General features: G+C 68.4%; 30 protein-coding genes and 1 tRNA gene. 14 read left to right on the top strand and 17 right to left on the bottom strand.

From position 1 onward, the window contains the following. Window positions 1-9 precede the first annotated feature (9 nt). Entirely contained in the window at window positions 10-984 is a 975-nt protein-coding gene (locus tag M2317_RS03645) for an aldo/keto reductase (protein WP_429457390.1), read from the top strand. Here the strand turns inward: M2317_RS03645 and M2317_RS03640 are convergent. Together M2317_RS03640 and M2317_RS03635 are read right to left on the bottom strand one after the other, a co-directional pair. Next, window positions 972-1367, bottom strand: coding sequence for an MmcQ/YjbR family DNA-binding protein (locus M2317_RS03640; protein WP_429457388.1), 396 nt, complete (start codon window positions 1365-1367; stop codon window positions 972-974). The two genes, M2317_RS03645 and M2317_RS03640, sit on opposite strands and share 13 nt — an antisense overlap. Continuing rightward, a complete protein-coding gene (locus tag M2317_RS03635; protein ID WP_429457386.1) occupies window positions 1367-2023 on the bottom strand; it encodes an SOS response-associated peptidase family protein in 657 nt (218 codons plus the stop codon). Before M2317_RS03635 ends, M2317_RS03640 begins: the two co-directional genes overlap by 1 nt. 51 nt (window positions 2024-2074) lie before the next feature. On the opposite strand from M2317_RS03635, the gene M2317_RS03630 reads away from it, so the two are divergent. After that, on the top strand, window positions 2075-3016 hold the full coding sequence (locus tag M2317_RS03630; protein ID WP_429457385.1) for a DMT family transporter: 942 nt from the start codon (window positions 2075-2077) through the stop codon (window positions 3014-3016). A 1-nt stretch (window position 3017) separates the two neighbouring features. Here M2317_RS03630 and M2317_RS03625 read toward each other — a convergent pair whose 3' ends face one another. Both M2317_RS03625 and msrB read right to left on the bottom strand, forming a co-directional pair. Next, window positions 3018-3569: a nitroreductase family protein gene (locus M2317_RS03625; protein WP_429457383.1), complete on the bottom strand. Its 552-nt coding sequence runs from the start codon at window positions 3567-3569 to the stop codon at window positions 3018-3020. Continuing rightward, window positions 3566-3994, bottom strand: a complete 429-nt coding sequence (gene msrB / locus M2317_RS03620; RefSeq protein WP_429457381.1) for a peptide-methionine (R)-S-oxide reductase MsrB — start codon at window positions 3992-3994, stop codon at window positions 3566-3568. The genes M2317_RS03625 and msrB overlap by 4 nt, the downstream gene beginning before the upstream one ends. Window positions 3995-4157: 163 nt before the next feature. On the opposite strand from msrB, the gene M2317_RS03615 reads away from it, so the two are divergent. The 3 genes from M2317_RS03615 to groL all read left to right on the top strand — a co-directional run bounded on the left by M2317_RS03615 (window position 4158) and on the right by groL (window position 6804). Further along, window positions 4158-4415: a DUF3263 domain-containing protein gene (locus M2317_RS03615; protein ID WP_429457379.1), complete on the top strand. Its 258-nt coding sequence runs from the start codon at window positions 4158-4160 to the stop codon at window positions 4413-4415. A gap of 67 nt (window positions 4416-4482) precedes the next feature. Further along, complete coding sequence (locus tag M2317_RS03610; protein ID WP_429457377.1) at window positions 4483-5043, top strand: LytR C-terminal domain-containing protein; 561 nt, start codon at window positions 4483-4485, stop codon at window positions 5041-5043. Window positions 5044-5184: 141 nt separating this feature from the next. Then, the gene (gene groL / locus M2317_RS03605; RefSeq protein ID WP_429457375.1) at window positions 5185-6804 is read left to right on the top strand and encodes a chaperonin GroEL; all 1620 of its coding nucleotides are present in this window, start codon (window positions 5185-5187) and stop codon (window positions 6802-6804) included. A 146-nt stretch (window positions 6805-6950) separates the two neighbouring features. Here groL and M2317_RS03600 read toward each other — a convergent pair whose 3' ends face one another. The 4 genes from M2317_RS03600 to M2317_RS03585 all read right to left on the bottom strand — a co-directional run bounded on the left by M2317_RS03600 (window position 6951) and on the right by M2317_RS03585 (window position 10436). Further along, on the bottom strand, window positions 6951-7238 hold the full coding sequence (locus M2317_RS03600; protein WP_429457373.1) for a WXG100 family type VII secretion target: 288 nt from the start codon (window positions 7236-7238) through the stop codon (window positions 6951-6953). 145 nt (window positions 7239-7383) lie between these two features. Then, window positions 7384-9093, bottom strand: coding sequence for a sensor histidine kinase (locus tag M2317_RS03595; RefSeq protein ID WP_429457371.1), 1710 nt, complete (start codon window positions 9091-9093; stop codon window positions 7384-7386). 37 nt (window positions 9094-9130) lie between these two features. Then, the gene (locus M2317_RS03590) at window positions 9131-9826 is read right to left on the bottom strand and encodes a response regulator transcription factor (RefSeq protein WP_120229555.1); all 696 of its coding nucleotides are present in this window, start codon (window positions 9824-9826) and stop codon (window positions 9131-9133) included. Between the two features lie 58 nt (window positions 9827-9884). Beyond that, window positions 9885-10436, bottom strand: a complete 552-nt coding sequence (locus M2317_RS03585) for a TetR/AcrR family transcriptional regulator (protein WP_429457369.1) — start codon at window positions 10434-10436, stop codon at window positions 9885-9887. 66 nt (window positions 10437-10502) lie between these two features. On the opposite strand from M2317_RS03585, the gene M2317_RS03580 reads away from it, so the two are divergent. Further along, window positions 10503-11408 carry an alpha/beta fold hydrolase gene (locus M2317_RS03580; protein ID WP_429457367.1) on the top strand — a complete coding sequence of 302 codons (906 nt, stop codon included), beginning with the start codon at window positions 10503-10505 and terminating at the stop codon, window positions 11406-11408. Here the strand turns inward: M2317_RS03580 and M2317_RS03575 are convergent, their stop codons facing one another. From M2317_RS03575 to M2317_RS03565, 3 genes are read right to left on the bottom strand one after another with little or no spacing between them, the layout of a single operon-like run. Further along, entirely contained in the window at window positions 11409-13052 is a 1644-nt protein-coding gene (locus M2317_RS03575) for a DNA repair helicase XPB (RefSeq protein WP_429457365.1), read from the bottom strand. It abuts the gene before it with no gap. 42 nt (window positions 13053-13094) lie between these two features. Beyond that, window positions 13095-14798: a helicase-associated domain-containing protein gene (locus M2317_RS03570; protein WP_429457363.1), complete on the bottom strand. Its 1704-nt coding sequence runs from the start codon at window positions 14796-14798 to the stop codon at window positions 13095-13097. 2 nt (window positions 14799-14800) lie between these two features. Further along, the gene (locus M2317_RS03565) at window positions 14801-15076 is read right to left on the bottom strand and encodes a multidrug ABC transporter ATPase (RefSeq protein ID WP_429457361.1); all 276 of its coding nucleotides are present in this window, start codon (window positions 15074-15076) and stop codon (window positions 14801-14803) included. Window positions 15077-15170: 94 nt separating this feature from the next. On the opposite strand from M2317_RS03565, the gene M2317_RS03560 reads away from it, so the two are divergent. Continuing rightward, complete coding sequence (locus M2317_RS03560) at window positions 15171-15551, top strand: cold-shock protein (RefSeq protein WP_429457359.1); 381 nt, start codon at window positions 15171-15173, stop codon at window positions 15549-15551. Further along, on the top strand, window positions 15535-16227 hold the full coding sequence (locus M2317_RS03555) for a DUF3027 domain-containing protein (RefSeq protein WP_429457358.1): 693 nt from the start codon (window positions 15535-15537) through the stop codon (window positions 16225-16227). The genes M2317_RS03560 and M2317_RS03555 overlap by 17 nt, the downstream gene beginning before the upstream one ends. Before the next feature lie 75 nt (window positions 16228-16302). Here the strand turns inward: M2317_RS03555 and serC are convergent, their stop codons facing one another. Continuing rightward, a complete protein-coding gene (gene serC / locus M2317_RS03550) occupies window positions 16303-17415 on the bottom strand; it encodes a phosphoserine transaminase (protein ID WP_429457356.1) in 1113 nt (370 codons plus the stop codon). A 100-nt stretch (window positions 17416-17515) separates the two neighbouring features. Here serC and M2317_RS03545 point away from each other — a divergent pair, with 100 nt between their 5' ends. The 4 genes from M2317_RS03545 to M2317_RS03530 all read left to right on the top strand — a co-directional run bounded on the left by M2317_RS03545 (window position 17516) and on the right by M2317_RS03530 (window position 20230). Further along, on the top strand, window positions 17516-18217 hold the full coding sequence (locus tag M2317_RS03545) for a metal-dependent transcriptional regulator (protein WP_429457354.1): 702 nt from the start codon (window positions 17516-17518) through the stop codon (window positions 18215-18217). A 349-nt stretch (window positions 18218-18566) separates the two neighbouring features. Beyond that, a complete protein-coding gene (locus tag M2317_RS03540; RefSeq protein ID WP_429457352.1) occupies window positions 18567-19307 on the top strand; it encodes a M23 family metallopeptidase in 741 nt (246 codons plus the stop codon). A gap of 316 nt (window positions 19308-19623) precedes the next feature. Then, window positions 19624-20121 carry an HNH endonuclease gene (locus M2317_RS03535; RefSeq protein WP_406249363.1) on the top strand — a complete coding sequence of 166 codons (498 nt, stop codon included), beginning with the start codon at window positions 19624-19626 and terminating at the stop codon, window positions 20119-20121. Window positions 20122-20158: 37 nt separating this feature from the next. Then, window positions 20159-20230: transfer RNA gene (locus M2317_RS03530), tRNA-Arg, on the top strand. A gap of 82 nt (window positions 20231-20312) precedes the next feature. Here M2317_RS03530 and M2317_RS03525 read toward each other — a convergent pair. The 5 genes from M2317_RS03525 to M2317_RS03505 all read right to left on the bottom strand — a co-directional run bounded on the left by M2317_RS03525 (window position 20313) and on the right by M2317_RS03505 (window position 24802). After that, a complete protein-coding gene (locus M2317_RS03525) occupies window positions 20313-20987 on the bottom strand; it encodes a DUF6766 family protein (RefSeq protein WP_429457350.1) in 675 nt (224 codons plus the stop codon). Between the two features lie 207 nt (window positions 20988-21194). Continuing rightward, entirely contained in the window at window positions 21195-21872 is a 678-nt protein-coding gene (locus tag M2317_RS03520) for an NUDIX domain-containing protein (RefSeq protein ID WP_429457348.1), read from the bottom strand. A gap of 70 nt (window positions 21873-21942) precedes the next feature. Next, complete coding sequence (locus tag M2317_RS03515; RefSeq protein ID WP_429457346.1) at window positions 21943-22338, bottom strand: hypothetical protein; 396 nt, start codon at window positions 22336-22338, stop codon at window positions 21943-21945. Between the two features lie 52 nt (window positions 22339-22390). Continuing rightward, window positions 22391-23137 carry a gamma-glutamyl-gamma-aminobutyrate hydrolase family protein gene (locus M2317_RS03510; protein WP_429457344.1) on the bottom strand — a complete coding sequence of 249 codons (747 nt, stop codon included), beginning with the start codon at window positions 23135-23137 and terminating at the stop codon, window positions 22391-22393. Between the two features lie 42 nt (window positions 23138-23179). Next, complete coding sequence (locus M2317_RS03505; RefSeq protein WP_429457342.1) at window positions 23180-24802, bottom strand: 2-isopropylmalate synthase; 1623 nt, start codon at window positions 24800-24802, stop codon at window positions 23180-23182. Window positions 24803-24964: 162 nt separating this feature from the next. Between M2317_RS03505 and M2317_RS03500 the strand changes: the two genes are divergently transcribed. Beyond that, a complete protein-coding gene (locus tag M2317_RS03500; RefSeq protein WP_429457341.1) occupies window positions 24965-25633 on the top strand; it encodes a FadR/GntR family transcriptional regulator in 669 nt (222 codons plus the stop codon). Next, the gene (locus tag M2317_RS03495; protein WP_429457339.1) at window positions 25630-26427 is read left to right on the top strand and encodes an ABC transporter ATP-binding protein; all 798 of its coding nucleotides are present in this window, start codon (window positions 25630-25632) and stop codon (window positions 26425-26427) included. The genes M2317_RS03500 and M2317_RS03495 overlap by 4 nt, the downstream gene beginning before the upstream one ends. Window positions 26428-26432: the final 5 nt, after the last annotated feature.

The following is a 26432-nucleotide window of genomic DNA, read 5'->3' as shown; positions in this document are numbered from 1 at the left end:
ATGGCTGCTATGGACTACACGCATCTCGGACGCACCGGCACGCAGGTCTCTCGCATCGTCCTCGGGACGATGAACTTCGGCGATCGCACCTCGGAGGAGGACTCGTTCGCGATCATGGATCGCGCGCTCGAGCTCGGCGTGAACTTCTTCGACACCGCCAACGCCTACGGCGGAAGTGCGGGCCGCGGCGCGACCGAGGAGATCATCGGTCGCTGGTTCGCCGCTCGCCCAGGGGTTCGCGACGACATCGTGCTCGCCACGAAGGTGCACTCGCCGATGGTCGGCGGCGACGTCGTCAACGCCCGCGGTTCATCGGCCTGGCAGGTGCGCCGCGAGGCGGCCGGTTCTCTCCGCCGCCTGCAGACCGACCGCATCGACCTCTACCAGTTCCACCACATCGACCGTCACATCCCGTGGGACGAGATGTGGCAGGCCATGGAGATCCTCGTCTCGAGTGGCGAGGTGATCTACACCGGCAGCTCGAACTTCGCCGCCTGGAACATCGCGCAGGCGAACGAGATCGCGAAGCAGCGGCATTTCCTCGGCCTGGTCAGCGAGCAGTCGCTCTACAACCTCGCGCACCGCACGATCGAGCTCGAGGTCATCCCTGCGGCTCGGAATTACGGGCTCGGCATCCTGCCCTGGTCGCCGCTCAGCGGCGGGCTTCTGAGCGGCGGCTCCTCCGACGCGAACGCGCGTTCCAACACCGGTCGCGCCGCCGAGACCCGTGCCGAGCACGAGGACCAGGTCGAGGCGTACGAGCGCTTCGCGCAGGAACGCGGCTGGAAGCCGGCGGCTCTGGGGCTCGCGTGGCTGCTGCACCAGCCGGGCGTCACCGGGCCGATCATCGGTCCGAGGACCGTCGCGCAGCTGGAGTCGGCCGTCACCGCGCTCGACATCGAGCTCAGCGCAGACGACCTCCGCGCGCTGGACGAGATCTTCCCCGGCCCGGGCGGCCAGGCCCCGGAGGCCTACGCCTGGTGAGGTGACGCGACCCCGAACACGTTCGGATCGACCGGACGCTGAGCGCGGGGGAGCTTCTCGACGACGAGTCGGTAGGACTCGGTCACGAGCTCTTCCACGAGGCCCGGCTCGATGGACGGGCCCGGGGTCACCGAGATCCAGTGCCTCTTGTTCATGTGATAGCCCGGCGCGATGTCGGCGAAGGTCGCGCAGAGCGCCTCGGCATCCTCGGGGTGCGACTTCACGGTCACCATGGCACGGCCGGAGTACAGCGTCTGCAGCATGAACACCTTGCCGCGCACCTTGAAGACATCCCACTCCGGGCCGAACGGATGCTCGAGCCCGGCGCCGGGCAGCTCGTCCGCTCGTGCGGCGGCAGTCTGCATCAACGTTTCGTCATCCATCAGAACAGCTTCTCCGCGACGCCCTTGTCGTTGCTGCGCGGGGTCGCGATGACGCGTTCGTCCAGGGATGCCGCGGCCGCGAGCGCCTCGTCGATCACTTCGCGCCCGCCCTCGCCCAGCAGCCACTCGTGCGCGTAGTCGGTCGGGATCAGCACCGGCATCCGATCGTGGATGCCGGCCAGGTGCTCGGGAGCCGGGCGCATGACGATCGAGAAGCACGTGAACCATTCGCCGTCCGCGGTCCGGCCCCGCTGCGTCACCGCGGCCATGCCGAACAGCGCCCCGGTGTCGAGACCGAACTCGTGCCACACCCGATCGGGCTTCTGCAGCTCGAACCATCCGGTCGCAGGGACGATCGCGCGCGACCGGGCCTTCCCCGGCTGATCCTGCAGGCGCTCTGAGCGGGTGTTGATCGAGGGGAACCGAGCCGGTTCGCCGTTCACGAGGAATCCCCACCACGCCGGCTCGAGCGTCGTGTCCCCGTCCGTGGCGAGGACGATCGGGTTGAGATTGCGCAGATTCTTACCGGTCGGTCGCAGCGTCTCCCCGGCATTGCGTTCGGCCCACTCCCGCAGACCGTCGAGGATGTCGGCATCCGCTTCGGCCAGCAGCTCCGCATCGGTGAATCGAGGATCGAGTCCATAGCTCGCGCACATGCCGCAAGAGTATCCCCGACGTCCGACATGCGGTCGGGTAGCGTGGCAGGAGTGCCTCGTACCCGCCGACTGCCCGCGTTCGTCGCTATCGGCGGCGCGGTCTCGATCGGAGCGATGACCGCGATCCAGGCGCGCATCAACGGCGTCCTCGGCGTCCGACTCGGCGATGGGATCGTCGCTGGACTCGTCTCATTCGCCTCCGGTCTCCTGCTGCTCGTCGTCCTGGTCGGCGTGCTCCCCTCGGGACGTGCCGGAATGGCACGGCTGTGGCGCGGCATCCGGTCCAGGACGATCCCGGTCTGGATGCTGCTGGGCGGCGCCTGCGGGGCCTTGACCGTGACGACGCAGGGTCTGACCGGCGCCGTCCTCGGGGTCTCTCTGTTCACGGTCGGCGTCGTCGCAGGGCAGACGCTGCACGGGCTGGTCCTCGACCGGATCGGGTTCGGTCCTGCCGGCGTCGTGGCCGTCACCATGGGGCGCGTCGCCGGAGGAGCGCTGGCGCTCCTCGCGGTCGGCATCTCGCTCGGCGGCGACGTGCTCGCCTCGGCCCCGCTGTGGATGCTGCTGCTGCCGTTCGCGGCCGGTGTCGGCATCGCCTGGCAGCAGGCCGCGAACGGCCGTCTCGCGCAACGCGTCGAATCTCCCATGATCGCCACGACGACGAGCTTCATCGCGGGGACGATCGTCCTCGCGATCGGAACGGGTGCGAGCGTCGCCGTGAACGGGCCGCCGAACCCGCTGCCCGACGAGCCGTGGATGTACTTGGGCGGTCTCCTCGGGGTCGCCTACATCTTCCTCGGCGCGCGGCTGGTCGCGCAGACCGGGGTGCTGCTGCTCGGCCTCGGATCGGTGCTGGGACAGCTGGTGACGGCCGTGATCATCGATGCGCTCTGGCCCGCCGAGGCCGGCCCAGCGCTCTGGCAGACCATCGCGATGGTGGCGGTCGCCGTGATGAGCGTTCTCGTGGCGGTCATCCGTCCGCGCCGGCGCTGAGTTACTTCTTCTTGGTCTTCCCGGCCGGCATCGGGGTCAACAGGGACTCGGCATCCACGGGTCTGCGGCGTCCCGGCTTCTTCGCGGGCTTGCCGCCGACGTAGAGCCAGCCGAGGAGCTCCTCGTTCTTCTTCAGACCGTGCGCCTTCGCGACCGCCTTCGACCGCGTGTAGTGACCGGTGCGCCAGATGACGCCCCAGCCGGCCTCGTCGAGAAGCAGGCTGAGAGTGTGCGCGACGCCGGAGGCGACGGCCTCCTGCTCCCACCGGGGCACCTTGTCGCTCTTGCGATAGCTCGCTACCACGGCGATGAGAAGCGACGCGCGCAGCGGCTTGGACGATGGATGCCTGTCGCCCTGCGCCTTCGCGATGGCGGCGCCGAGCGCCTCGCGGTCCGCGCCGCGCAGCTCGATCAGCCGCCAGGGCTGCAGCGAGGAGTGATCGGCGACGCGTCCGGCCGCTGCGACGAGGGGGAGCAGCTCCTCGTGCGTCGGCGCCTGATCGGTGACCTTCGACCAGGACTGGCGGGCGAGGACCGCGTCGAGGGCGCTCACGACTGCGGGGTCGCCGGCGCGTCGGACGTCTCGGGCGTGAAGTTCAGCGCGAGCGAGTTCATGCAGTAGCGGTCGCCGGTCGGCGTGCCGAATCCGTCGGGGAAGACGTGGCCGAGGTGCGAACCGCAGCTGGCACAGCGCACCTCGGTGCGCACCATCCCCAGGGTCGTGTCCTCGATGAGCTCGACCGCGTCGGGGCGGACCGACTCGTAGAAGCTCGGCCAACCGCAGCCCGAATCGAACTTCGTGCCGCTTTTGAACAGTTCGGCACCGCACGCGCCGCAGGTGTACAGCCCCGCGCGCTCCTCGTCGAGCAGCTCGCCGGTCCACGCCCGCTCGGTCGCTGCTTGGCGGAGCACGGCGTACTGCTGGTCGCCGAGCTCCGCACGCCACTGCTCATCGGACTTGTTCACGCTGTAGGACATCCGGACCTCCTGAGTCGTCACAAGCCATTCTCTCGCGCCGGAGCGCGTGCCGGCGCGCGCGGGCTGGGAACTGGCAGAGCGTGGTTGCGCTCGTGGGGGCGGGCTCGGATCTCGTCGGGAGTCGCTCCCGAGTGCGGAGCGAGTCGCGGCGTAGGCTTCGGGCATGCTCGGAGATCTGACGGACCGCGATCGCGCGATACTCGCGCTGGAGGTCTCCTGGCCGCGGCACAGCGGTGCGAAGGAAGAGACGATCCGCACGCAGCTCGGCATGAGCCCCGCACGCTACTACCAACTGCTCTGGCGTCTGATCGACACCGAGCAGGCGCTCGCGCACGACCCGCTGCTGGTCCGGCGGCTGCGCCGGATCCGCGACGCCCGCGGCGCGCAGCGCACCGTGCGCATGCAGGGCTTCGTCGGCTGAGATCGGTGGCACGGCATCCTGAACATCCCTGAAGAGGATGCCGAGAAGCATGCCCTAGCATCGAGGGGTGTCCAAGCCCGCTCGTGATCGTTTCGACGATGTCCCCCGCACGTCCGGACGCGTAGGCGCTCATCGCGCTGAGAACCCCGGAAGCAACGGCTGGATGGTCCTGCTCTGGTCCGTCGTCGCCGCGCTCGTCCTGCTCGTCGTCGGCGTCTTCGTGTCGCTCATCGTCATGGGGCGCATCGTGCTGTTCCCTACTCCCGAGGCGTCGGTCGCGCCGGTTCCGGAGGACACCGGGATCGTGGACACGTCCTATTCCGTGCTGATCCTCAACGCCACGCCCGAGGACGGTGCGGACGAGGTGATGCGCGAACAGCTGATCAACGAGGGCTTCGACCCCGCTCTCGTGCTCACGAGTCCCGCATCGTCGCAGGACTTCCCGGAGACCACGGTGTACTACGTCGCCGAAGAGGATGCCGAGGCCGCCATCGGGCTCGCGAACCTGATCGGCGGAGCAGCCGTCGAGCAGAGCGACTACTACGCGGCCATGAACGACACCGACCAGTCGCAGCTCGCCGTCGTGATCGGCCTGGACGACGCGGACGAGGAGTCCACGGGCGAGTAGCGTCCGGTTCGTTCCGCGACTGTTTCTCTCTGCGCGTACGCGGCTTGCACTCGATGGGGTCGAGTGCCAGAATGGGCGTTAGCACTCGATCACTCCGAGTGCTAAACCGAACGTATACGTCCAGGAGGGACGACAAAACTCATGGCAAAGATCATCGCTTTCGATGAGGAGGCCCGTCGCGGTCTCGAGCGCGGCCTGAACATCCTCGCCGACGCTGTCAAGGTGACCCTCGGCCCGCGTGGTCGCAACGTCGTGCTCGAGAAGAAGTGGGGCGCCCCCACGATCACGAACGACGGTGTGTCCATCGCCAAGGAGATCGAGCTGGACGACCCGTACGAGAAGATCGGCGCGGAGCTCGTCAAGGAGGTCGCCAAGAAGACCGACGACGTCGCAGGTGACGGAACCACCACCGCGACCGTCCTCGCTCAGGCTCTGGTCCGCGAGGGACTGCGCAACGTCGCAGCCGGCGCCGACCCGATCTCGCTGAAGAAGGGCATCGAGAAGGCCGTCGCAGCCATCACCGAGGAGCTGCTCTCCAGCGCCAAGGAGATCGAGTCCAAGGAAGAGATCGCGGCCACCGCGTCCATCTCGGCCGCTGACGCCTCGATCGGCGAGCTGATCGCCGAGGCGATCGACAAGGTCGGCAAGGAGGGCGTCGTCACCGTCGAGGAGTCGCAGACCTTCGGCACCGAGCTCGAGCTCACCGAGGGCATGCGCTTCGACAAGGGCTACATCAACCCTTACTTCGTCACGGATCCCGACCGCCAGGAGGCCGTGTTCGAGGAGCCCTACATCCTCATCGCGAACTCGAAGATCTCGAACATCAAGGATCTTCTCCCCGTCGTCGACAAGGTGATCCAGGACGGCAAGGAGCTCGTCATCATCGCCGAGGACGTCGAGGGCGAGGCCCTCGCGACTCTCGTGCTCAACAAGATCCGCGGCATCTTCAAGTCGGCTGCCGTCAAGGCTCCCGGCTTCGGCGACCGTCGCAAGGCGCAGCTGCAGGACATCGCGATCCTCACCGGTGGTCAGGTCATCACCGAAGAGGTCGGTCTGAAGCTCGAGAACACGACGCTCGACCTGCTCGGCCGTGCCCGCAAGGTCATCATCACCAAGGACGAGACCACGATCATCGAGGGTGCCGGTGAGACCGACGCCATCGAGGGCCGCGTGACCCAGATCCGTCGCGAGATCGAAAACACCGACAGCGACTACGACCGCGAGAAGCTGCAGGAGCGTCTGGCGAAGCTCGCCGGTGGCGTCGCCGTCATCAAGGCGGGTGCCGCGACCGAGGTCGAGCTCAAGGAGCGCAAGCACCGCATCGAAGACGCCGTTCGCAACGCCAAGGCGGCCGTCGAGGAGGGCATCGTCCCCGGTGGTGGCGTCGCGCTCATCCAGGCCGGCACCAAGGCTCTGGATGCGCTCGAGCTCGACGGCGACGAGGCGACCGGCGCGAACATCGTTCGCGTGGCCATCTCGGCTCCGCTGAAGCAGATCGCCCTCAACGCAGGTCTCGAGCCGGGCGTCGTCGCGGCGAAGGTCGCGGAGCTGCCGATCGGTCAGGGCCTCAACGCGGCCACGGGCGAGTACGTCGACATGTTCGCCGCGGGCATCATCGACCCGGCCAAGGTGACGCGTTCCGCTCTGCAGAACGCCGCGTCGATCGCCGGTCTGTTCCTCACGACCGAGGCCGTCGTCGCCGACAAGCCCGAGAAGAACCCGGCTCCGGTCGGCGACCCGTCGGGTGGCATGGACTTCTGACCCTTCGCTCCCCACGCCCCACTCCAGACAGCGCTGGCGCGTTGCCCGGAGCCTCTGGGCGCGGGGGCCCCGGCTCAGGAACCAGAGGTTCCACACAGAAACGCCCCGGCTTCGGCCGGGGCGTTTCTGCGTTCCGCAGCGGGGGGTCAGCGGAACAGGCTCGCGGAGTACGCGTCCGCGTCGTCGTAGTTGCGCGAGGCGTTGCCGAGCGCGATGCTGATCGACGCGAGCACCTGCTCGACATGCATCTGCGCGGCGCGCCACTGCTCGCCGCAGGACTGGAACGCGGCCGATGCGTTGCCGGTCCACGAGGACTGCAACTGCGTGAGCTGCGCGGCGAGCGCCGTGGATTCGGCCTGCAGGCGCTCGACCGTGCCGCGGGTGGCCGCAGTGACGGCGTTGACGGCTTCGGTGTCGACGCTGAAGACGGACATGAGGACTCCTCTCGTTGCCCGGCGTCGCCCGCCGGGAGCTCCGAGATTAGGCGTGCGCCGACTCGCCGCGTCCCCTCGGACCGGCGATGTCCACGGCAGGTGTGGAGAGCCCGCCGATCGGGCGCGGCTGTGCAGGGCGGGTGCGTCAGAGCTCGAGCGGCTCGATGGGCTGCGTGTCCTGGAGCAGGTGCTCCGGGATCGCTCTGGCCGGCGCGAGTGGCAGGGTGACGGTGAAGGTGGCGCCTCCACCTGGCGTCTCGGAAACCGAGACCGTCCCGTGCAGGGCCGCGACGATGGACGCGACGATCGCCAGGCCGAGTCCGGATCCACCGGTCTCGCGGGCTCGCGACGTGTCGGCACGCCAGAACCGCTGGAAGATCTGCTCGCGGATCTGCTCGGGGACGCCTTCGCCGTGATCGGCGATCGAGATCGTGCCGACCCCCGCTGCCCGATCGGCGCCGACGATGATCTCGATCGGCGATTCCTCGCTCGAGAAGCGACGGGCGTTGCCGAGCAGATTCGCCACGACCTGGCGGACCTTGTTCTCCTCGCCGAGCACGATCGGCGGCGTGCTCACCGGGTTGTCGATGACCTCGCTGAAGTCGATCTCGGAGACCGCGTCGGCCTGGGGTGCACGCGGACGTCGTCGCAGCCGTGCCAGTGTGGCGCCCGCGCGGCCGCGCGGAGGCTGAGGCGGCCGATGCGGATCGATCGGAACCGGCAACGTGGGAGGCCTGAGCGCGGGCCGATCGGCCGTCGTGTCGACCACGGTGACGGTGCGGCCGGGAGCCGCAGCGCGGACGTCCAGCGCGGCATCCCTGGCGATGGGGCGCAGGTCCAGGGGAGCGATCTCGGGTTCGCGCTCTTCGTCGAGGCGCGCGAGAGCCAGGAGATCCTCGACGAGCACGCCCATCCGGATCGCCTCCTTCTCGATCCGCTCCATCGCGCGCGCGGTGTCCTCATCGCCGCGGATGGCACCCATCCGGTACAGCTCGGCGTATCCGCGCACGCTCACCAGCGGCGTGCGCAGCTCGTGGCTTGCGTCGCCGATGAACCGGCGCATGTGCTGCACTGTGCGATCCCGCTCCGCGATCGAGCGGTCGAGGCGATCGAGCATGGTGTTGATCGCGAGGTTGAGCCGTCCGACCTCGGTCGTCGGCTCGAGGTCCGTCATGCGCTGGCTGAAATCTCCGGAGGCGATCTCCATGGCCGTGGTCTCGACATGGCCGAGGCGGCGGAACGTCAGCGTCACGAGTCCGCGGGTCAGCAGCGCGGCGATGAGGATCGTGAACAGGGCGACGGTCGTGTACACGCCGAAGTACAACCCGATGATGCGGTCGACCTCTTCGAGCGGCAGTGCAACGTACTGCACGTAGACGATGCCATCCGGCCCCTCCTTCGTGCCGACGGCACCGCGGAACGCCGTCTTGCCGTCGACGCCGGTGAGGGGCGCGACGGTCTCCTCGTCGGCCTTGGCCTCGGTCAGCGGGTAGGTCTCGGGGAAGGCCGGCGCCACGGCGTCCTGCGGCCCGCCGGCCTGCGCGATGAACGCACCGCCGGCGTCGTAGAACGCGACGAAGGCCTCGCTGCGGACGGCATCCTCACGCGGAGTGAAGACGAGCCCGCCGTTGCCGTCCGAGGTGACGTCGAAGAAGCGATCGGCCATGTCCGTACTGGCCAACGGCTGCAGCTGGGCATCGATGTTGCCGATCAGCGCCGTGCGCATGATCGGCACCGTGCCGATGCCGGCGACGAGCAGGCCGAGTGCGAGCACCGCGACCGTGACACCGGTGACCTTGGCCCGCAGGCTGATGCGCCGCCACCAGCTGGTGACCGCGTCGGGCTTGTGCACCATGCGGTCCCTCCCTTGAACGGCGTGCAGTGAGCGGTGCTCAGGCGGACTTGCCGCCGACCTTCAGCATGTAGCCGAACCCGCGTTTGGTCTGGATGAGCGATTCCTCGGTGTGCGGGTCGATCTTGCGGCGGAGGTAGGAGATGTAGCTCTCCACGATCCCGGCATCCCCGTTGAAGTCGTACTCCCAGACGTGGTCGAGGATCTGCGCCTTCGACAGGACGCGGTTGGGGTTGAGCATGAGATAGCGCAGCAGTTTGAACTCGGTCGGGCTGAGCTCGATCGGCACCTTGCCCACGTACACGTCGTGCGTGTCCTGGTCCATGGACAGCTCGCCGGCGCGGATGATCGACTCCTCATCGGCCTGCATCGTGCGGCGCAGGATGGCCTGCGCTCGGGCCACGATCTCATCGAGGGCGAAGGGTTTGGTGACGTAGTCGTCGCCGCCCGCATTCAGGCCTTCGATCTTGTCCTGCGTGTCGTCCTTGGCGGTGAGGAAGAGGATCGGCGCCGTGAAACCAGCACCGCGCAGGCGCTTGGTGACGCTGAAGCCGTTCATGTCGGGGAGCATGACGTCGAGGATGATGAGGTCGGGCTCCTCCTCGAGGACCGCCGAGATCGTGGCGGCTCCGTTCCCGACGGTCTTCACCTGGAATCCGGCGAAGCTCAGACCCGTGGACAGCAGGTCACGGATGTTCGGCTCGTCATCGACGACCAGGATGCGCGCATCAGTCATGCCCCCATTATGGTGACTTCATCGATGCAGTTGCTGACTATCTGTCGGAGCGGCGGTTTCAGGCGGCCGGTCCGTGCACGGCGGCGGCGACGGCCAGAGCCACGGATGCCGCGATCGGCGCTTCGGGATCGACGGTGATCCGGTGCAGCAGAAGCCCGTCGCAGGCGGCCATCAGCATCGGCGCGCGAGCCGCGGCCTCCGGGCCGCCGATGTCATCGAGCAGGGACCGCGTCCACTCCTCGAAGATGCGTCGCTGGCGGCGCAGCGGCAGGACCGCTTCATCATCGACGGCTTCGAGGAACAGCGCGTAGCGAGCGCGAGTGCGCGCGGCTCTCGGGCCGGATTCGATCTCCGCCACTCGGACGAGCATCTCCGTGAGCGCCTGCTCCGAGTCGACCGACGCGGGGAATCCGCCTTCTGTGCGCTCGCTCTCGGCGATCCAGTCGATCACACCGGCCAGGAGGGCGGCTCGAGTGCGGAAGTGATTGGATGTCGACCCCGGGGGGAGCGATGCCGCGGCATCCACCCGGCCATGCGTGAGCGCTCGGATGCCTTCGGTGCCGATGAGGTTCACGGCGGCCTCCAGGGCACGGCGACGGGTGCTGCTCATGGGGAAGAACTATAGACCTAGTGACAAAACACTACGAACGTAGTATCCTGCGGGAAGGAGGTCGCCATGGATGCCGACCCGCAGGAATCCGTCCGAAGTGCGTGGGCGCCGCCGCTTCCCGAAGCCGCGGGATTCGAGCATGCCATCGTCGAGACCCCAGGGCTGCGCACGCACATCGCCTCGATCGGGGAGGGGGATCCGGTCGTGCTGCTGCATTGCTTCCCAGGGCACTGGTGGCAGTGGCGGATCATCGCCCCCGAGATCGCGGCGCGCGGGTACCGGGTGATCTGTCCCGATCTGCGCGGTTCCGGCTGGACGCAAGCGGCCGACGCGCGCTTCGGCCCTGATTCGCAGCGGGACGACGTCATCGCGGTGCTCGATGCGCTCGGCATCCAGCGGGCCCACTTCGTCTGCCACGACATGGGGGCGATCTCGGGGATGCAGATCTCCTACCGGCAGCCGGAGCGGGTGCGCACGATGGTCCAGCTCGCGGTGCCTCCGGGGTTCATGGAATTCAGCCCGAGGATGATGCCCGCCTTCGCGCACATGCCTGCCCTGCTCCGGCATCGGCCCGGCCGATCGCTGCGCTACCTCTTCGGTCCGCGCTACATGGCGCAGCCCATGCCCGAGGAGACGATCGAAGCCTATCTGCGGCCGCACCGGCGCCCCGAGGTGGAGCGGTCGGTGCGAGAGCTGTACCGCGGTCTCGTGATCCCGGTCTCGTTCCGCCTCATGAGCGGCGTCTACAAGCGGATGCGGCTGCATCCGCCGACCCTGGTCGTCTTCGGACGCGAGGACGGGCCGTTTGCGGAGCCCACCGCTCGGCGCATCTGCCGGAAGCACGCGGAACACGCCGACCGATTCGAACTCGCCTTCGTCGATGACGCGGCGCACTTCATCACGGACGATGCGCCGCACGACGTCATCGGGCTCGCGCTGGACTGGTTCGAACGCGCCGATCCGGCCGCCTGATCAGGCGGCGGCGAGCTCGTCGGCGTCGAGGATCGTGTAGCTGTAGCCCTGCTCGGCGAGGAAGCGCTGCCGATTCTGCGCGTAGTCCTGGTCGACGGTGTCGCGAGCGATGAGGGTGTAGAAGCTCGCCGTGTGCCCGGACTGCTTGGGCCGCAGGAGGCGCCCGAGACGCTGCGCCTCCTCCTGCCGGGAGCCGAACGACCCTGACACCTGGATGGCGACGGATGCCTCGGGCAGATCGATCGAAAAATTCGCGACCTTCGAGACGACGAGCAGCGAGATATCGCCTTCGCGGAACGCGCGATACAGCTGCTCGCGCTCATCCACGGGAGTCGCACCGGTGATCTGAGGCGCGTCCAGGGCCTCAGCAAGCGTCTCGAGCTGGTCGAGATACTGCCCGATGACGAGGATCTGCTCGCCCGGGTGCTTGGCGATCAGCTCGCGGACCGCGTCGATCTTCGCCGGCGCGGACGCCGCCAGCCGGTACCGGTCGTCGTCCGTGGCCGCGGCGTACTCCAGGCGGTCGCTCGGCGGCAGGTCGACGCGCACCTCGTAGCAGGCGGCGGGGGAGATGAAGCCCTGCGCCTCGATCTGCTTCCACGGCGCGTCGAAGCGCTTGGGCCCGATCAGGCTGAACACGTCGCCCTCTCGGCCGTCCTCGCGCACCAGCGTCGCCGTGAGACCTATGCGGCGCCGCGCCTGCAGGTCGGCGGTCAGCTTGAACACCGGAGCGGGAAGCAGATGCACCTCGTCGTAGACGATGAGGCCCCAGTCCAGGGCATCCAGCAGCGCGAGATGCGCGTACTGACCCTTCCGCTTCGCCGTGAGGATCTGGTACGTCGCGATCGTGACCGGCTTGACCTCCTTGGCCTGACCGGAGTACTCGCCGATCTCCTCGGGGGTCAGGGATGTGCGCTTGAGGAGCTCATCGCGCCATTGGCGCGCGGAGACCGTGTTGGTCACGAGGATGAGCGTCGTGGTCTTCGTGGCGGCCATCGCCCCGGCGCCGACGATCGTCTTGCCTGCGCCGCAGGGCAGCACCACGACGCCCGAGCCGTCCTTCGAGAAGGCATCGACGGCATCCTGCTGATACGGGCGGATGTGCCAGCCGTCCTCGGCCAGGTCGATCTCGTGCGGAGTCCCAGGGGTGTAGCCGGCGAGGTCCTCTGCCGGCCAGCCGATCTTCAGCAGCTCCTGCTTGATCTGGCCGCGCGCCCACGCGTCCACGACATACGTGTCCGGAGCGGGGTGCCCGACCAGCAGCGGCTGGATGCGCTTGTTGCCCGCGACCTGTGTGAGAACGGCCGGGTCGATCGAGCGCAGCATGAGAGTTCCTTCGTCGTCGCGTTCGATCGTCAGCCGACCGTAGCGGTTCACCGTCTCCTTGAGGTCGACGGCCACCGACGGGGGAACGGGGAAGCGCGACCAGCGGTCGAGCGTCTCCAGCATGTCCTCGGCGGTGTGGCCGGCGGCACGGGCGTTCCACAGCCCGAGGCGCGTGATGCGGTAGGTGTGGATGTGCTCGGGGGCGCGTTCCAGCTCGGTGAAGATGGCCAGCTCGTGGCGCGCGCTCTCAGCATCAGGGTGCGCGACTTCGAGCAGGACTGTGCGATCGCTCTGGACGATCAGGGGGCCATCAGACATAGCTGACCAGTCTACTGCGCTCGTCTCCGCGCGGCGCCGGAGTCAGCGATCGCCGGCATCGACGATGCGCGCGGATCGGATGCTGGAGACCGGGAGCGTCCGTTCGACATCGGCGGCACGGTCACGGCCACGCAGCCGCCCTCCGCCGAGACCGCTGGCCTCGAGCGTCAGTTCGCGCGACGAGCCGTCCGGCATCCCGACCTCGACCACGACGACCGCGCGCTGTCGGACGGCCGCCTCGAGCTCCCGGTCGAGCCAGGCGGCATCGGCATCCGGTCCCTGGTGCTCGCGCAGGCGTGCGATGAGCGTCTCGTAGGACGGGGACTTCTGCACAGCGGATTCTTCGGGCACCGGGGTGCGCTGGGTGGACACCGCCTGCCCGTCGACGTCGACGAGGGTCGCGGGATACCGCGCATCGACGAGGGCCCAGTAGACCGTATCCGCGCGCACCCGCGAGGTGAGCATGCCGTCCTCGGCGGTCAGAGACAGCGGACGAAGGGCGCGATCGACGTTCATCGTCTCGATGAGGTGCGAGTCGCTGCTCGTGACCGTCGTGCCGTGTTCGGACGTCCACACGCGGACCAGGCCGTGGCGTTGCGCGGTCTGCGCGACCAGGTAGGCGAGCGGTTGCGGCATCCCCGTCAGAGACAGCGCAGTGAGAAACTCCACGATCGATGCCTCGGTCTCGCCCTCGACCAGACCGCGCGTGATCGACTCCGGAGTGAACCGGTACGACGACGACTGGGCGGAGTCGCGTTCGACCATGCCGCGCAGACGAACCTCCAGTGCCGGCACGAGTGGGCCGGGAGCGATCGCCGTGAGGTCGTTCTGCAGGAACACGCGGTCGACTTCCACAGGGACGAAACGGGTGAGGGGCTCCGCGTCGGCATCCGCACCGCGTCGAAGACGTTCCGCCCACCCCGGTTCCGTGCCGCCGTCCGCGATCAGGCCCAGCAGATGAGCGCGCCGCTGCAGATGCTGCTCGGCGGCCGGCCACGCGGCATCCCATGGATAGGCCCCGCTCCAGGACATAGGCGGGAGCCAGCCGTCGCCCGATCGGATGCCGGTGGGCAGCGCCGCTCGGAAAGCGGTGACCAGTCGCGTCCAGCGGTCGGCGAACCCGAGCCGGAGCCATTCCTCGCCGGCCGCGGTGGGGATCACGCGCCGCTCCTGGGTGCGCACGAGTGCGGCATCCGCGGCGAGCGCGCGCAGATCGTCGGCGTGCTCGGGGTCGATGCCGGCCTCGGCCAGTCGCTTCTTCTCGCCGGCGGCGAGCAGACCCGTCGCGAGCAGAGCCAGCGGCGACTCGCGCGCGGCGAGAAGCAGATCGGCGAGCCGGGCGACCGTCGCGAAGGCCTGCTCGGCTGCGCCGGCAGAGGCGTCGTCGGAGGCGGACGGCGGCTGTGCGAGGTCGGATGCGGCAGCCACCTCCCGGCCGGCGACGGCGTCGGCGACGGGGCCGAAGAGTGCTCCGTCCTGGTCGAGCAGCGCCAGCGCGGTGAGCCGATCCCGGTTCCGCCCGGCATCCTGACCGGCGGCGGCGCGGGCGAGAGCGGACGCATCGTCCCGCGGAAGCGCGGAGACCGCGCGTTCCACCGACGCGGGGTCGAGCAGCGCCTCGGCGGCGTCGAAGAAGTCGTTCCACGCGGCATCCGGACGGACGCCGCGCTCGGTGAACAGCAGCTCTAGTTCCGCATCCGCGGCAGCGGCCAGCCACACGGCGAGCGGGCGGGCGTGCGTGCTCATCGTCAGGAGCGCTTGTTCGCGCGGCCCTTCCGGATGAAGCTCATGATGAGCAGGGTGAGGATGAGGACGAAGGCGACCGGAAGGCCCCATTGCGGGACGGCGGCGACGACGGGCCACGCACCGGTCCCGAAGTCCTCGTGACCCATCCCGAACGCCGTGCCGATGATGATCGCGAAGAAGCAGATGACCGAGAGTGCGGCCAGCGCGAGCGCGGTGAAGGCGAGGATCCGATCCACCGCGCGGATCGTGATGTCCGATCCGGAACTCTGCGTGCTCATCCGTCTCAGCTTAGTCCCTCGTTCCCCGGTAGGCTGGAGGCAGGTGCGCGCGGACGCACCCGAAGTTTCCGCCAGCAATACAGCGAGGTTCTCCATGCCCACCGGCAAGGTCAGGTTCTACGACGATGAGAAGGGGTTCGGCTTCATCGCCAGCGATGACGGCCAGGACGTCTTCCTGCACGCCTCCGCCCTGCCGACGGGCGCCACCGTGAAGCCGGGGAGTCGCGTCGAGTTCGGCGTCGCCGACGGCAAGCGCGGGCTGCAGGCGCTCTCGGTGCGCGTGCTCGAGGCGCCGACGAGCCTGGCGAAGGCCAAGCGCAAGCCGGCCGACGACATGGCGATCATCATCGAGGATCTCGTGAAGCTCCTCGACGGCATCGGCGGCGATCTGCGCCGCGGCCGCTATCCCTCCTCCAGTCACGGTCGCAAGATCGCGGCAGTGCTGCGCAAGGTGGCTGATGACCTCGATGCCTGAGCCCGATGCGCGTCTGATCGACGCCCGTGATCTCGCGCTCGCCGCGCTGCATGAGATCACACCGGCATCGACCGTCGGCCCGGCTGCCGGTTACACGGCCGAGGACGACGGCTCGGTGTCGCTGCGGTTCGAGAATCGGCTCGGCGGCTATCCGGGGTGGTACTGGACCGTGACGGTCGCCGCCGTCGACGGCGCCGACCCGACGGTGCTCGAGGTCGAACTGCTCCCCGGCGGCGGTGCGCTGCTGGCGCCGGACTGGGTTCCGTGGGCCGAGCGTCTCGCCGAATACCGCGCCCACCAGGTGGAGCTCGCCGAGCAGGCGGCCGCCGAGGCATCCGATGCGATCGTCGCTGACGACGCGGAAGAGGACGCCGACGACGAGGATGCCGAGTCGGATGACGATGATTTCGACGGAGACGATGAGGACGACGACGAGGATGCCGTCGTCTCGCCCAGACTGCACGCCGGCGATCTCGACGGCGTCGACATCGATGAACTCGACGACTCCGCCACGGATGATGTCGAGGATGACGACTCCGAGGACGACGACGACGCGGAGGACGACTCCGAGGATGACGACTCCGACGACGACTCCGACGACGACGACTCCGACGACGACGACGCGGAGGATGACTCCGACGACGACGCGGAAGGCGACTCCGACGAAGAGGAGTGACGCCGCGTCGCCTGCCTGCGAACGAGAACTGCCCCGCCTCTCGAAGGAGATGCGGGGCAGTTCTGGTTGCGGGGCCTACGCCTCGGAGTTCGCGAGCACGTAGTCGATCGATCGGATGAGCTGGCGCACGTCCTCCGGCTCGATCGAGACGAAGGTCGCGATGCGCAGCTGGTTGCGGCCGAGCTTGCGATACGGCTCGGTGTCGACGATGCCGTTTGCGCGCAGGGTCTTGGCGATCGCAGCCGCGTCGATGCTGTCGTCGAAGTCGATCGTCGCGACCACGGGGGAGCGGTGCGCCGCATCGGCGACATACGGCGTCGCGACATCCGATGCCTCGGCCCAGTCGTACAGAACCTGGGAGGACTCCGCGGTGCGCGCCCCGGCCCAGGCGAGGCCTCCGTTGCCGTTGATCCAGCGCAGCTGGTCGTCGAGCAGGAGCAGCGTCGTCAGCGCCGGGGTGTTCAGCGTCTGGTTCAGACGCGAGTTGTCGACGGCGTTCTTCAGACTCAGGAACTCGGGGATGTAGCGATCGGATGCCGCGATGCGCTCGATCCGCTCGATCGCGGCGGGCGAGACGGCGGCGAACCACAGGCCGCCGTCCGACCCGAGGTTCTTCTGCGGCGCGAAGTAGTACACGTCGGCCTGCGTCACGTCGAAATCGATGCCGCCGGCGGCGCTCGTCGCGTCGATCACGGTGAGGGCGCCGTCCGCGGCGATGCGCTCGACGGGGGCGGCGACACCAGTGGAGGTCTCGTTGTGCGGCCACGCGTACACGTCGATGCCGTCGACGATCTCGGCGGAGGCGCGCGATCCTGGCTCGGCGCTGCGGACGTCCGGCGCATGCAGCCACGGGGCGGCGGCGGCCTTGGCGAACTTCCCGCCGAACTCGCCGAAGACGAGATTCTGCGAGCGGTTCTGGATCAGGCCGAATGCCGCGGCATCCCAGAACGCGGTCGAGCCGCCGTTGCCGACGATGATCTCGTAGCCCTCCGGAAGCCGGAACAGAGCCGCGAGCTGCTCGCGGACGCTGCCGACGAGGTTCTTCACCGGAGCCTGTCGGTGCGAGGTCCCGAGGATCGAGCCGCCCGAGGCGACCAGCGCTTCCAGCTGTGCGGGGCGCACCTTGGAAGGACCGCAGCCGAAACGGCCGTCGACGGGCAGGAGGTCACGGGGAATCTCGATCGCCATGCGTCGATTCTAGGCCCGGGGTGCTCGGCCGTTTCGCCGCATGACGGCGCTGATGTCCGCGCAGGAATGTAGGCTTGCCTAAGAAACTTCGGAGGGCCAGATGACCGACCTGATCGACACCACGGAGATGTATCTCCGCACCATCCTCGAACTCGAGGAGGAGAACATCGTTCCGTTGCGCGCGCGCATCTCCGAGCGCCTCGGCCACTCCGGCCCGACCGTCTCGCAGACGGTCGGGCGCATGGAGCGCGACGGGCTCGTGGTGGTCTCCGAAGACCGCACTCTCGAGCTGACGGATGCCGGACGCCGCAAGGCCGTCGATGTCATGCGCAAGCACCGTCTCGCGGAGCGCCTGCTGTCCGATGTGATCGGTCTGGATTGGGCGTACGTCCACGAAGAGGCGTGCCGCTGGGAGCACGTCATGAGCGAGCAGGTCGAGCGCCGCCTCGTCGAACTCCTCGGGCACCCCACCGAGTCGCCCTACGGCAATCCGATCCCCGGACTCGATCAACTCGGCGACGTGCCGGCGCGGACGTTCGATGAGGGTGTCATCGGTCTGGTGCAGAAGCTGAACGCCGCAGAGGAGTCCACCGAGGGTACGGTGCGTCGCCTCGCGGAGCCGGCGCAGGTCGACCCCGAACTCCTGCAGCAGTTGCGCGACGCCGGTGTCGTGCCAGGTGCGCGCGGTCGGTACCGCTACAACGAGGGGTACGTGCTGATCGAGATGGACGGCAACGACGAAGGACTCGAGCTCCCTGTCGAGCTCGCTTCGCACATCTTCCTGGTGCGCGACGAGGCCTGATCTGCTGCGGTTCCGGATGCCGCGGCATCCGCCTTCGGAGGATTGCCAGGTTGACAGGGTGACAGAATCGTTATCTTCCGGTAACCTCGGTCAAGTCGCCCGCGAAGGAAGCCCGTAGGCGATGACCGCGAAGATCGCCTCATCGGCTCGTCGTCTTCGCGGGAGACGATCGCACAAGCCCGAAGCTAAACGTGCCCCGATAGCAGAGTGCCGACGAGCCAGCGCAACCCGAGCGCGAGGCGCAGGAGGATCACTGATCTTGGCCACAGACATCGAATCGCCCGAGAAGACATCTGAAGATCGCACCCTCGCCCGTCGCGGCGCGGGTCGAAGCGGGCGAAAGCTGTCCGTGAAGAAGCCACTGCGCTCGATCGCCATCTTCGGCGCCGTCGGCGCACTCGTCGCCGCCGTCGCGTTGCCGGCGTACGCGTCGACCACGCCGACGACAGAGGTCGCGACGACGTTGCAGCAGGTCGCCATGGACGACGCGCAGTCGCTCGTCGTGGCGTCCGAAGCAACCGCCGCTCCGATGGACCGAGGCAACTACTCGGCCACCACGCCGGACGAGATCGCCCAGAAGAAGGCGGAAGAAGCGGCCGCAGCCCGCGCCGAAGCCGCGGCGAAGGCCGCAGCCTCTCGTGGTGGCGGCGGCGGGTACAGCACCGCCGGTGTCGCTCTCGTCGCTCCAGGATCCGGAGAGGTCCGCAACCCCGTCGGCGGCGGCTACTACGTGAGCCGCACGCTCAGCGGCAGCCACAACGGCGCCGACATGGTCGGAGACGCAGGCACGCCTCTCTACGCGGCCGCGGCCGGAACAGTCCGCATCTCCACCGACAGCTACTACGGATACGGCGTCGGCGTCGTGATCGACCACGTGCTCGGCGGCCAGCAGGTCTCCACGCTCTACGGTCACATGATCTACGGTTCGCGCCAGGTCCAGCCGGGTCAGACCGTCCAGGCCGGCCAGCTCATCGGTTTCATGGGCAGCACCGGGCGCTCGACCGCGAACCATCTCCACTTCGAGGTCCGCATCGGCGGCAGCCTCGTCGAGCCGATCGGCTGGCTCAACGCGAACGGCGCCCCGGCCTGATCCGTCGTCGACACGCCGTCCGCCGTTCACCGGGTGTTTTCGCCCGCACCCAGGTGGATGGGTTAGCCTGATCCCGTTGTCGCACAGGCGGGAGTCGCTGATGGACCGAATACCGGGCATCCGAACCATGGATGCGCTCGGCCTTCTGGTGCTTCGGCATTGCCCGCAGGGATGCCACGGTGCAGCCGTGCGCGAAAGGCGCTGTCTCTAGAGACGGCGCCTTTTTTCGTCCCTGCGTGCAGAATTCCTCCGCCCGTGCGGCGTCGTGTGAGTCGAGAGTGCCGGGAAGCCGTCCCGGCGTATCGAGAGGAAGATGATGCGCACACTGGTTCTGAATGCCGGTTACGAGCCGCTCGCGGTGGTGTCCTTCAAGCGAGCCCTCGTGCTCGTGATGAACGAGAAGGCGACCGTGATAGAGCATGTCGAGGGGGATCCCGTCTGGGCGAGCCACGGCAGATTCGACCGTCCGGTGGTGATCATCCTGAGCCGCTACGTGCGCGTGCCGTCGAGCAGGAGGGTGCCGGTGACCAGACGCGGAGTCCTGCGTCGGGACAACCACCGATGCGGCTACTGCGGCAAGGCGGCTTCGACGATCGACCACATCCTGCCGCGATCACGCGGGGGAGCGGATTCCTGGGAGAACCTCGTCGCCTGCTGCCTGCGCTGCAACAACGTCAAGAGCGACCGCACGCCGCAGGAGATGGGGTGGGAACTGCGATTCACGCCGCGCCCTCCGCACAACACCGCCTGGACCGTGCGCGGGACAGAGCGCAGCGACCCGCGGTGGGAGCCGTACCTCGCCCTCGCGGCGTGAGGCACGGGTGCGAAGCCTGGGTAGACTTGTCGGGCCAGCCTCTGTAGCTCAATGGAAGAGCAGTTGCGTCCTAAGCAAACGGTTGGGGGTTCGAGTCCCTCCAGGGGCACCGAGACCCGGTTCGGCGCGTCGATGACCCGGCGTCGACCGTTCGCCGGCCGCTGGCGAGGGATGCGCTGGCAGGGCGTCTCTCAGTCCGACTCGACGCTGCTGACGTGATGCGGCACACCGACCGGCTTCGATTCGCCCGATCCGCGCTGGCGCAGGTAGATGGAGAAGGCGACCATCGCGCCGACGGCGAGGAACTCGGATTGCCAGTTCTGGAGCGTGCGGTTCCAGAATTCGGGCGACAGCACGTAGTCGATCCAGTTCTCTGGCGGCAGCCCGTGCATCGCGTTCTCCTCGTTCGCCACCACATGACCTGCCAGTGACTGCGCGAGCCAGGACAGCACGAACACGGACCCCATCACCAGCAGCAGGGAGTTCGAGTACAGCCAGAGCCGCATGCCGCGCACCTTCGCCCAGCGGGGCGAGTCGGGTCCCGCATGTACGCCGGTGCGCTGCTCCGCGTCGCTCCCGACGCCCTCGTCACCGGACTTCTTCGACTCGGGCGAGCCCACTTGGATCAGCCAGATGGTGGCGAGGATGAACAGGAAGAACTGCAGGAACTCGGACTGCCAGTTCTCGGCGACATCGACGATGAACTCGGATGAGGTGATGAACTCGCCGTAGGAGATCGTCGGCCGGCCGTGCTGCACGAGCTCCTCGTTGTTGTACAGGAACCCGGTCACGGACTGGCCGATCAGTGCGAGCACGAAGATCAGGAGGAAGGCGAGACTGAGGCTCGTGCTGCGGAGATAGCGCATCGAGCTCACCTCCCCACCAGCGGAAGGCAGATCATGATCGCGAGACCACCGACGATGATCACCGTCCATGCCCAGAAGGCGGTGCGCATCGACGCGTGCTCGATGTGGTCGGCTGGCATGTCCGTCCCCTCTCCGTGACGATCGCCGACCAAGTTAGTGCTCGGTGCGACGGGAACGGGAGGGGCTTGCGCTCGCGGGCGCGACCGCTCAGAGGAGGACCGGATGCCGAGGCGACCGCTCGAGCGCCCACCACTGGAGCAGCATGATCGTCTTGCCGTCGACGATGCGCCCGTCGCGGATCATCGCGAGAGCGTCGTCGATCGCCAGTTCGACGACCTCGATGTCCTCGCCTTCCGAGGCGACACCGCCGCCGGCGCCGATCCGATCGCCGGGACCATACGGTGCCGCGTAGAAGTGCACCTTCTCGGTGACCGATCCGGGGCTCATGTAGGCCGTGAAGACGTGCGTGACGGGTCCGACCTCGACACCGAGCTCCTCGGCGACTTCTCGCCGGATCGCGGTCACCGGATCGTCGTCGTCCAGCAGCCCGGCGGCCGTCTCGACGAGCATGCCATCCGGGTGATCGTTGACGTATGCGGGGTAGCGGAACTGCCGTGTCAGGAGGACGGTGGATCGGGCATCGTCGTGGAGCAGGATCGTCGCCCCGTCGCCGCGATCATAGGTCTCGCGCTGGAGCGTCGACCAGCTCCCGTCGCGCCGACGGTAGTCGAGCGTGGTCCGGCGCAGCACGTGCCAGCCATCGGAGACGAGTTCGACATCGCGGACGGCGACATCCGGATTGCCGTCGAGCGAACGTCCTTGCTGGTCGAGGCCGACGCGGCCGCGGTGGTCGGGAACGTCGATGCCTGGGCGAGTCGTGAGCATGCTCTCAGGCTAGAGCATGAACATGCATGAACGTGAGAAACCAGGAACTAACGCGCCAAGCACTGCGGTCTCAGACCATGAGCGGCAGGAGCGAGGCGATGAAACCGATCACGGCCGCCCCCAGCATGACGCCTGCGAGCACGAAGCAGATCCGCACGGCGGGAGAGCGCCGATCGAGTCGCATGCGCTCCGGATCCCGCGTGGACACGTAGCCGGTGACCGACGCGTTGTCGGATCGCGTCGTCTGCTCGTGCGGACTCAGCACCCGGGAGCAGGTGCGGCCGTCCGTGCTCCAGAGGGCGAACTGACGGTCGTCGATCCCGTCGACGATCGTCACGCTCACGGGCGCATAGGGTCCCTCCGCCACTCGGATCATGAGTCCGATGATCACCAGGGGCAATCCGGCGATGAGGCCGATCCACGAGATCAGCTCGCCGATCGTGCCGACGATATCGACCGCGTTCATGTGTCGGAGCGGCGTCTGTGTTGCATTCCTGAACGTTATCGCAGGCTCTCGCTCAGCGACCTGCTCGTGCCGGCATGCTCTCCGCCTGCCGTTCGAGTCTCCGCAGCAGCGGAGCGAGCTGCGCGTCGGCGGTCGCGGGATGCTCCGGATGCCACTGCACTCCGGTGAGCGGCGCCGACTCGTGCACCACCGCCTCGATGACGCCGTCCGCGGCATGCGCGGCGACACGCAACCCGGTGCCGAGCGCGTCGACAGCCTGATGATGCGTGCATCGCACCGTCTGCGCCACATCGACATCGGCATCCAGGTCCGTCTCGGACTCGATCCGCACGGCGGTCCGCACGAACGGATCGGATCCGGCTGCGCCGCGGTGACGTTCGACCGTGGGCAGATGCTGCACGAGCGTCCCGCCGAGAGCGACGTTGATCACCTGCATCCCCCGGCAGATCCCGAGCACCGGCTTGTGGTGCTGCATCGCTTCGAGGACGACGGCGATGTGCGTACTGTCCGTGCGCGGCTCGTGGTGCCCGGAACCGGGATAGTCGACGCGCACGCCGTAGAGTCGCGGATCGACGTCCTCGCCGCCCATCAGGACGATGAGGTCCGCCGCTCGCGCCGCCGCGTGCGTGTCGGCCGTCGGCAGCTCGGCCGTGGGCACGAGCACGGGCTCCCAGCCCAGCCGCATGACGGTCCGCGCCGCCGACGCGTTCAGGGCATCGAGCTCGGCCTGGTACCCGGCGGCGTGCGGGCGGCGCGTGCGCAGATGCAGGAGTGCGACGGTGCGCGTGGTGAGGGGCATTGCGACTCCGGTCATCCTCGTCCGTGTCACCCACACGGACATTCAGTTCTGCGGGATGGCCTCCATCCTGTCCGGCCTGGTTTGCGTCGCGACGTCGTCCGCGTTTCCGAGATGTTTCGGCCTGCGCACAGCGCACCACCGGATGCTGTCAGGCGCACGGAACTCGACGAGCGCCCATGCCTCCCCATCGGTCGTGCGCGCATCCCACCGAGACAGCACGTCGGACTCGGGCGGTTCGTGCTCGATCAGGTAGGTCTCGATGAACAGCTCCCAGAGCTGCGCGGCCGTGACCTCGTCGCCTCCGGCGTCGGTGCGCTTCTGCACGTGACGGGCGAAGTCGATCTGCATCCGGCGGGGGAGCGCCAGGCCGTACGCGGTCTCCAGCAGGTACGCGATGCCGCCCTTGCCGGATTGGGAGTTCACCCGGATCACCGCGTCGTAGTCGCGGCCGAGGTCGGCCGGGTCCACGGGCAGGTAGGGCACCCGCCAGGCCGCATCGGCGGCGGCGACGCCTTCGGCTGCGGCCCGCGCGCGGTGCTCGGCCAGGCCCTTACGGATCGCATCCTGGTGCGTCCCGCTGAACGCCGTGTGCACGAGGTCGCCGACATAGGGATGCCGGGGGTGCACGTCGACTCGGTTGCAGTACTCGACAGTCCGCCGGATCTCGTCGATGTCGGAGAAGTCGATCATCGGATCGATGCCCTGTGCGTGCAGGTTCAGCGCGAGGGTGGCGATGTCGACGTTGCCCGTGCGCTCGCCGTTGCCGAACACGCACCCCTCGACGCGCTGCGCGCCGGCGAGTACCGCCAGCTCGGCGCATGCGATGCCTGTGCCGCGGTCGTTGTGCGGGTGGACGGACAGGATCACGCCGTCGCGGCGGGCGAGGTGGCGGTGCATGTACTCGATCTGGTCGGCGTACACGTTGGGGGTGGCGACTTCGACCGTCGCCGGGAGGTTGAGGATCACCGGGCGCTCGGGCACGGCATCCCACAGCGCCGTCATCGCATCGCACACCTCGAGGACGTAGTCCGGCTCGGTGAGGTTGAAGACCTCTGGCGAGAACTGGAAGCGCACGTGCGGCAGATCCCCGGCGAATTCGAGCACGTCGCGTCCGGCGTCCAGGATCAGATGCTTCAGCTCATCGCGACCGCGCCCGAGGACGACGTCGCGCCACATCGGCGCTGTGGCGGTGTACACGTGGATGACGACCGGATTGCGGATGCCGCGGATCGACGCGATCGTGCGTTCGATGAGGTCACGGCGTGCCGCAGTGAACACGACGATCGTGACGTCCTCCGGAGCGAGGTCGGTCTCGGCGATCAGTCGGACGAAGTCGAAATCGGTGGCGGATGCCGAGGGGTATCCGACCTCGATCTCCTTGTATCCCATGGCGACGAGGAGCTCGAAGAAGCGGCGTTTGCGCTGCGGGTCCATCGGCTCGGCGAGGGCCTGGTTGCCATCGCGCAGATCGACGGGCACCCACAACGGCGCCTGCGTCAGCTGCCTGGTCGGCCAGGTGCGCTCGGCGAGGGGGACGGCGACGCGGTCGAACACCGACGTGTAGCGGTGCGACGGCATCTGCGAGCGGCGCTGGCGGTTCCAGGAGGGTGCACCGTCCGGGACGGGCCCTGCGGGTGTGGACAACGTGGAGAAGGCGTGGGACATGGATTCCTCTGAGATCGAAGCGGATCGACCGGCGCTCGACTGCGCCACGACGAGGAACCGGTCTGACTAGACCTCGCCGCGGCGGAGAAGGAGGAGGAGTCCGGTGCGCATGGATGACACCGTAGCAACTCCTCAGACAAGTTGACAAGTTAGGATGCTGGCATGGCACGGATCCAGCGCACCCCGCTCGCAGACCAGGCTGCCGATCTCCTGCTCGAACGCATCCGCTCCGGGGAGTGGCGGCTCGGACAGAAGCTGCCGGGCGAGACGACGCTCGCGCCGCAGCTCGGCGTCGGACGGTCGACAGTACGGGAGGCGATCCGCCAACTGGCCGGGCGCGGCGTACTCGCCACGCGGCAGGGCTCCGGCGTGTTCGTCACCGCTCTCGACGCGCCGGAGGACTGGGATGCCGTGCTGCGCCGCGCGGACATCGTCGCCGTGATCGAGGCGCGCATCGCGATCGAGGCGGAAGCGGCAGCGCTCGCGGCCGAGCGCCGGACGGCGGCGGACCTGCGGGCGATCCGGCGAGCGCTCGCCGCGCGGGACAACGACGCCGACGGGATCGAGGCGCACGTCGATGCCGACACCGCCTTCCACCGCTGCATCATCGTCGCCGCGCACAATCCGATCCTGCTGGAGCTGTTCGACGGCTTCACGCCGCGCCTGCGCCAGGCGATGATCGAGATGCTGCGCCTCCGATCCGACCACGGTGGACCGGGCGACCACGAGCGTCATGCGCGGCTCGCCGACGCCGTCTCGTCCAAGGATGCGGCGACCGCTGCGTCCGAGAGCAGGGCGCACCTGCGCCGTCTGAAGGAGGCTCTGCGATGACGGACGACGTCCTGCGGTTGGATGGCGTGACGTTCCGGCGCAACGGCACGGAGATCCTGCACGGAATCGATCTCGTCGTTCGCCGAGGCGAGCACTGGGCGCTGCTGGGGCCGAACGGTGCGGGCAAGAGCACGATCCTCGGCTTCTGCGGCGCGCAGGAGCACCCGACCTCGGGGACGGTCGACGTGCTGGAGCGTCGGCTGGGGCGCGTCGACATGCAGGAGCTGCGCCGGCACATCGGGCACGTGAACCCGCGGCATCCGATCCGCATGCCGCTCTCGCCCCTGGAGGTCGCGCTCACGGGCTTCACCGGGACTGTCGATCAGGCCCTCCGGTGGAGTCCGACAGCAGCCGAGCGGGAGCGCGCGGGGATGCTGATCGACATGGTCGGTCTCGACGGACGGGCTGACCTCAGCTGGCCCACGATGTCCCAGGGGGAGCGCGGACGCTCTCTCATCGCGAGGGCGCTGGCGCCGGACCCTGCGCTCCTGCTGCTCGACGAGCCGACGACGGGGCTGGACGTCGCCGCTCGCGAACAACTGCTGGAAACGATCGACGCGCTGTTCCACACGCACACAGACCTGGCCTCGGTGCTGGTGACGCATCACCTCGAGGAGCTGCCGGAGTCGACGACGCACGCCATGGTCATCGCGGAGGGGCGGGTCGTCGCCGCCGGGCCCGCCGCCGAGACGATCACCTCCGAGATCATCACGGAGGCGTTCCGGCATCCGATCGACGTCGCGCACGACGACGGGCGGTGGAGCGCCCGAACCCGTCGTCGTGCCGTGGTCTGATGCCC

Source organism: Microbacterium sp. ZKA21 (assembly GCF_050434165.1).
Taxonomy (GTDB): domain Bacteria; phylum Actinomycetota; class Actinomycetes; order Actinomycetales; family Microbacteriaceae; genus Microbacterium.
This window is presented reverse-complemented; position numbering and strand designations above follow the sequence as displayed.